4 protein-coding genes are annotated in these 7,006 nt (G+C 34.6%); 3 read left to right on the top strand and 1 reads right to left on the bottom strand.

The window, feature by feature from the left end; translation table 11 throughout:
• Positions 1–71 precede the first annotated feature (71 nt).
• Positions 72–2,642 (bottom strand): bifunctional 2',3'-cyclic-nucleotide 2'-phosphodiesterase/3'-nucleotidase, encoded by a 2,571-nt coding sequence (locus tag BN349_RS12830; protein ID WP_034294275.1) that lies wholly within the window; start codon positions 2,640–2,642, stop codon positions 72–74.
• Positions 2,643–2,911: 269 nt separating this feature from the next.
• Here BN349_RS12830 and BN349_RS12825 point away from each other — a divergent pair, with 269 nt between their 5' ends.
• The 3 genes from BN349_RS12825 to BN349_RS12815 all read left to right on the top strand — a co-directional run bounded on the left by BN349_RS12825 (position 2,912) and on the right by BN349_RS12815 (position 6,742).
• Positions 2,912–3,808, top strand: a complete 897-nt coding sequence (locus BN349_RS12825) for a cation diffusion facilitator family transporter (protein ID WP_019242726.1) — start codon at positions 2,912–2,914, stop codon at positions 3,806–3,808.
• Positions 3,809–3,875: 67 nt separating this feature from the next.
• Positions 3,876–6,239: a single-stranded-DNA-specific exonuclease RecJ gene (recJ, locus tag BN349_RS12820; protein ID WP_019242725.1), complete on the top strand. Its 2,364-nt coding sequence runs from the start codon at positions 3,876–3,878 to the stop codon at positions 6,237–6,239.
• On the top strand, positions 6,230–6,742 hold the full coding sequence (locus BN349_RS12815; RefSeq protein ID WP_019242724.1) for an adenine phosphoribosyltransferase: 513 nt from the start codon (positions 6,230–6,232) through the stop codon (positions 6,740–6,742). The genes recJ and BN349_RS12815 overlap by 10 nt, the downstream gene beginning before the upstream one ends.
• The last annotated feature ends 264 nt before the right edge of the window (positions 6,743–7,006 follow it).

Here is a 7,006-nt window from a genome sequence, read left to right as displayed (position 1 = left end):
TTTTTATATTAGTTGAGCACAAGATGATACGTCATGCTGCCATTTAATTTTGTCACTGAGTTACAGTCTTTTTATTTCTTTACAAATTCAGAAACGACTTTAGCGGCCTGAGCACGAGTTGTTGCTCCTTTAGGATCGAAAGTACCGTTTTTATAGCCCCTAATAAATCCTAATTCATTTGCAGCATTTATTGAAGGAATGAAATTTTTGGAAATTTTATTCCGGTCATTAAATGCTGCGTCTTTTTTCGCTTTATATGGCTCACCTATTTTCTTTTCATAGGCGCGAACAATCATATAGGCCATTTGCTCTCGGGTTATTACTTTATTGGCTCCAAATTTTGCTGGAGGCATCGTTGTTAGCCCATTTTTATAAGCAGTTTCGATATCTTTTCTAACAGTTGCATTTTCTGTGCTAAGTCCTAGTGAACGAACCAGCATGGCGACAAATTGTCCTCGTGTAATTTGTTCTTCCGGTGCGAATATAGTATTACTTTTACCACTTATTATTTTTTTGTTAACTAAGTAATCGATATAAGCTTTAGCCCAATGATTTGTCGGTACATCTGTAAAGTGAATGGTTTCTTCAGGTGGTTCTGGATTTTCTCCTTGATTAGCACTCAAATCAATAGTGAAAATTCCGAAACCTTTATCATCTTTTTTCCCTGTATATGTGATATTTTTGGTGTCTTTCGCATATTCTTCAGCTTTAGGATTAGAAGTAAAGGTTACTTTTACTTTATCGTTAATAGGTGATATGGACCAATTGTTATCAATTGACGGATTTATTTCCTCGACTTCTGAGATGTAATCCATTAGTATTTGTCTGTTTTCATCAGCAGAATCAATGATATATTTACTGCCCTTAATTCCTGGGAAGTTTCCTCCGCCACCAGCTCGATAATTGTTTGTTACAACGATAAAATCTTGTTTTAAATCTAGAGCTTTACCGTTATACTTCAGATTGAAAATTCGACTCGAGTTAGCATCGTTAACGGTGCCATCTGCTTTATATTTTGCCGTTTTTGTTACATCAACCTGATACGTTACCCCGTCAATGACGTCAAAGTTAAATACTTGAAAACTAGGGTCTAGAAGTGCTTGTGCTTCTGTTTTGTTCGGATCAATTTTATTGAATTTACCTGCAGACATTTCTAGCCATTCTTTAACTACGGAGCCTTTTGCTAAAATGGCTTTCAATGTATTATCATATAAATATAAGTCTCCGGCACTGCGAATGGTTAAATCACCTTTTTTTATTTCTGTAAATTCATCGACTCCATTTCGACCAGCTTTGAATGGTGCTCCTACTGATAATATAGGAACATTTTTATATTGTGGAGCATTTAATTTAATGTATTTCTCGGCATACCATTTTTGTGCGGCCGTTACTACTTGAACTGATGGATCGTCTTGAACAAGGGCGAAATAGCTATGAATTGGGGCAGTTGTTGTGCCTAGTTTCCCCATAGTGTAGTTAATAGTTGCTTCATGATCTTGTTTAATTAGATTGACTAATTTAGAATCAGCTTCAACTGTTGGTTTTTGCGTTGTAGCATCATAAATTTGTTTGGTGGATGATTGAGATTGCACTACCTTCCATTTCCCGTCGACCTTCTGAATGTCTAAATCAATTAATCCTAGTTTTTCACCTCCATATCCTGCTTGGACTGCAGGAACCCCGTTTATCGTTCCTTTTTCATTATCCACTCCTGATAAAAGTTTGCCGTCTTTATCTTTGAATAACGCGTCCAATGATTTGATATCCGCAGCAGGAAATACTTTATGAGTATGTGAGAATGTAAGAGCGTCAATACCTTTTACTTTTGTTAAAGGATAAATGGCATCCTCTGCACCTTTATTCGCTTCAGCAGAACTATTAAATCCAGAATGAGCCATAACAATAACTAAATCTGCTCCTTTTTCTCTCATTTCTGGTACGAATTTTTCTGCTGTTGCCACGATATCCTTTGTAATTACTTCTCCTTCTAGATTGGCTTTGTCCCAATCCATAATTTGAGGAGTAACGAGACCAAGGTATCCAATTTTTATAGTTTGTTCTTTTCCACTTTCATCTCTAACTTTCTTTTCTAATATTTTATATGGAGTGAACTTATTTTTGTCGTTATTAGGATTTTGATCCTTGTCATCAATATAGACGTTGGCACTGACATAGCTAAAGTTAGCATCATTATATAGTTCATCTAAATAATCTAAGCCATAGTTGAATTCATGATTACCTAGAGTTGCCATATCATAACCCATTTCGTTCATAATTTTAATGACAGGATGTACTTGTCCTTTCTTTAAAGGGTTCACTTTAGCCGTATATGTACCAAGAGGAGTTCCTTGTATAGTGTCCCCGTTGTCAACCAATACAGTATTTTGACTTTCTTTTCTAGCCTGTTTAACTAATTCTGCTGTCTTGATTAATCCAACCTTGTCAGATGTAACACCTTTGTAATAGTCGTAACTAAGTAAGTTCGTATGAGTATCTGTCGTTTCCATAATTCGTAGTTTAATGACATCTTGGTCGGCAGCATTCACAGGTAGAACTGGAATCATTAATGGTACCATTAGACCTAGAGATAACGTCATACCGAGAATCTTTTTCGATTTTTGCTTACTATTTAACAAGATCATTCCTCCTATTTATTAATGAGACTATATTCAACAGTATCGTAACATGTTTATATCTCATATTTTGTAGTAATTTGTAAAAATAAGGTAAATTTTTCGATTTGTTATGACATTTTTCTTTATGTGTTAATGGGATAATAACTACTTAAAATACTCTTAATTCCTCTTTTTTAGGAAATAATAAGATGAAACTTATATGTTTTTGATTCAAGATGACATATGTTGTAGAACTATATGAATCGGCAATGTAATAAAATCTGGAGGATAAATAAATGACTGGAAAAGATCGATTTAAACAAGCAGAGTTTGCTGCAATGGTTGGTATTGTCGGAAATATCGTATTAGCTATAATAAAGGGGATTTTTGGAGTAATAGCTAATAGTAAAGCATTAATTGCAGATGCTGTGCATTCAGCTTCTGATGTAATTGGGTCTCTTGCCGTTTATATTGGATTAAAAGCTTCGAAACGTCCCCCGGATAAAGATCATCCGTATGGACATGGTAAGGCTGAATCAATTGCAGCCATTATTGTAGGAGTATTGTTATTTCTAGTTGGAATTGAAATAGGTATATCTTCGTTTAAAGCCTTTTTTTCAATTGTCGAACCTCCGAAAACAATAGCACTTTATGTCATTATTTTTTCGATTATTGTTAAAGAATCGATGTTTCGTTATAAATACAATTTAGGAAAAAAATTAAATTCACAAGCCTTGATTATTAATGCCTATGAGCACCGTTCGGATGTGTATTCATCAATTGCGGCTCTTATTGGGGTAGGAGCCTCAGTAATAAGCCGAAAAATAGGAGTTGAATGGTTAACATATGGTGATCCTTTAGCTGGATTGTTCGTGTCAATCCTTGTATTGAAAATGGCTTTTAATTTGTCTAAAGAAGCCATTCATACAACCTTAGATCATGTATTACATGAGGAAGAGATAGAGCCTTTTAAGAAAATCATATTACAGGATCAGGAAGTAAAATGTATTAATTCCCTTTATGCCAGAGAGCATGGGCATTATGTCATTATTGATTTGAAAATCTCAGTTGAACCATATATTACGGTAGAGCAAGGGCATGCAATAGGTAAACGGGTAAAAAAGCGATTATTACAGCAATCAAATATAAAAGATGTATTCGTACATATTAATCCGTTAGGAGAAGAGGAATAGATGTGTGGAAATGAATTGAAACCCTTTCAGCACTTCTGTATAATAAGGAAGGTTGAGGGGTGAAGTTATGTTACAGTCAAAATCACGCTGGAACGTAGAAAAGTCAAATCAGCAAGCTGTGGAAATGTTGACAAATGAATTACATATAACACCGTTAGTTGCACAACTACTAGTAAACCGTGGAATGGAGACAGTGGACTCTGCCCGGTCATTTTTATTTATAGAACAACTAGAATTTCACGATCCTTATCTATTAAAAGACATGGATAAGGCGGTAAAACGGATTCATGAAGCAATAGACAATCGTGAGAACATTCTTATTTTCGGTGATTATGATGCTGATGGAGTAAGTAGTACAACTGTTTTGATGGAAACATTATCTTCATTAGGAGCTAATGTGGATTTTTATATTCCTAATCGTTTTACTGAAGGATATGGTCCAAATGAAGGAGCTTTTCAATTAGCGAAAGACCATGGTACCGATTTAATTATTACGGTTGATACAGGAATTTCTGCATTACATGAAGCGAATGTTGCCAAAGAACTAGGGATGGACTACATTATTACAGATCATCACGAACCAGGTCCAGAGCTTCCAGAAGCATTTGCCATTATTCATCCGAAATTAAAGGATAGTACGTATCCGTGTAAAGATTTAGCAGGTGTTGGGGTAGCATTTAAGTTAGCTCATGCATTGCTTGGAGAAATTCCTGAAAATTTGTTAGAAATCGTTGCGATAGGAACAATTGCAGATTTAGTACCTCTTAAAGATGAAAATCGTTTAATTGCCGCAAAGGGCATCCAAAAAATGAAGCAAACAAGTCGCCCAGGATTACTGGCACTTTTTAATAAAGCAGGAATTGAACTTGAAAGCTTAAACGAAGATAGTATTGGTTTTGGCATAGCACCTCGTATTAATGCAGCCGGGAGATTGGCAGATGCTGATCCTGCAGTTGATTTACTTCTTACGAATGATTCGGTATATGCACAAAGTATTGCTGAAGAAATTGATTCAATGAATAAAGAGCGACAAACGATTGTGGCTGAAATTACAAAAGAAGCAATAAAGCAAGTTGAGGAAGAATTTCCTATCGATGAAAACAATGTACTAATTGTAGGGGCTGAAGGCTGGAATGCTGGAGTTATTGGGATTGTGGCTTCTAAGCTAGTAGAAAAATACTATCGTCCAACAATTGTCTTAAGCTATGACAATGAGAAAGGTTTGGCAAAAGGCTCTGCTAGAAGTATTGCTGGCTTTGATCTTTATCATAATTTGTCAAAATGTCGTGATATTTTACCTCATTTCGGTGGACATCCAATGGCTGCAGGAATGACATTAAAAATTGAGGACGTTAGTGATTTAAGAAATCGTCTAAATAAATTAGCAACTGAAGTATTATCGGAGGAAGATTTCATTCCTATTACAAATATTGACGCTTCTATTCGATTAGAAGATGTGAATTTGGAAACAATTGAAGAAATGGGTAAACTTTCACCGTTCGGTATGTCTAATCCGAAGCCTCGAGTGTTATTGTCTGATATTCATTTAGCAACAATGAAACGAATAGGAGCTGAGGGTAACCATTTAAAAGCACTTTTGAAAGATCAAGATTATACTTTGGATGCGGTGGGATTTGGAATGGGTGATGTAAGTGATGAAGTAACGCCAAATGCCGTTATTTCAGTCATTGGAGAATTGGCCATTAATGAATGGAATAATATCCGTAAACCGCAAATTTTTCTGCAAGATCTTTCAGTGAATCACTGGCAGTTGTTTGATATTAGAGGAAACAAAAAGCTCTCACAGCTATTAGCTCATATACCTGAAAAACAAACAAAGATTATATTTTTTAATGAACAATTCGTGCAATATTTACCAGCTGGTGAAAAGCGTCAAGTTGTTATTATTGATAATGAAGATAAGGCATTAGCTGAAGACTTAACTAGTCAAAATGTTTTATTAGTTGACATGCCTTCTAATGAAGAGTATCTTTATAAATTGCTAAGTGGAAAAAAACCAAGTCGTGTATATACTCATTTTTATCAAAATCAACAGCATTTTTTTAGTACGATTCCAACCCGAGACGATTTTAAATGGTTTTATGCCTTATTGTTAAAGAAAGGCTCATTTGATGTTAATCGTTATAGAGAGGATATTGCTAAGCATAAAGGCTGGTCACTTGATACTGTAGGGTTTATCTGTCAGGTGTTTTTTGAATTAAATTTTGTTACAATGGACAATGGATTTATTTCAATCATTAAGCAACCACAAAAAAGAGATGTGAGTGAAGCTCCATCATATATAAAGAAACAACAACAAATTAAATTGGAAAATGAGCTTCTTTACTCGTCATATCAACAATTATATGACAAAATGCAAAGCTATTTAGATGGTAAAGAACTCAAGGAGGAAATAACGTCATGGATTTAAGACCATATATTACTATAGTACCTGATTGGCCAAAGCCTGGTATTGTTTTTAAAGATATTACAACATTAATGGATAACGGAGATGCATATCGTTATGCTACAGATCAAATTGTTGAATATGCAAAAAAACAAAAAATTGACCTAGTAGTAGGACCAGAAGCTAGAGGATTTATCATTGGTTGTCCAGTAGCTTATTCTTTAGGAGTAGGCTTTGCTCCAGTTCGTAAGGAAGGTAAATTGCCACGAGAAACAATAAAAGTAAATTATGGTTTAGAATATGGAGCAGATGTGTTAACAATCCATAAAGATGCAATCAAACCAGGACAACGAGTTTTAATTACTGACGATTTATTGGCAACTGGTGGAACAATTGATGCAACGATTAAGCTAGTTGAAGAGCTAGGTGGAATTGTAGCAGGTATTGCATTCCTAATAGAACTAACTGAGCTAGATGGCCGTTCAAAATTAGACGGATATGATGTTTTAACTTTAATGGAATTTTAATTAGTAACCTTGTCTTAATGACAAGGTTTTTCTTATAAAATTTGATAAAATGATATATAATTAATAGTTAAGATTACTTTTTAGCGAATGATGGATAAATTTCAGGAAAAATGAAGGATTAACCACTTTACTTTCTTTCATTTTTTTTTGATAATAGTAACAATACACTGTCGTATTGTCGATTGATTGATAGGTGAATTTTTACTACGGAAATTAGTGGGGTTAACAAGAAACGGAGATTGACCGTGCTTGTCTATTATATAT

It is taken from the genome of Bacillus sp. AP8 (genome assembly GCF_000321185.1).
In the GTDB taxonomy this organism is placed as follows: Bacteria; Bacillota; Bacilli; order Bacillales; family DSM-1321; genus Bacillus_AD; species Bacillus_AD massilioanorexius.
This window is presented reverse-complemented; position numbering and strand designations above follow the sequence as displayed.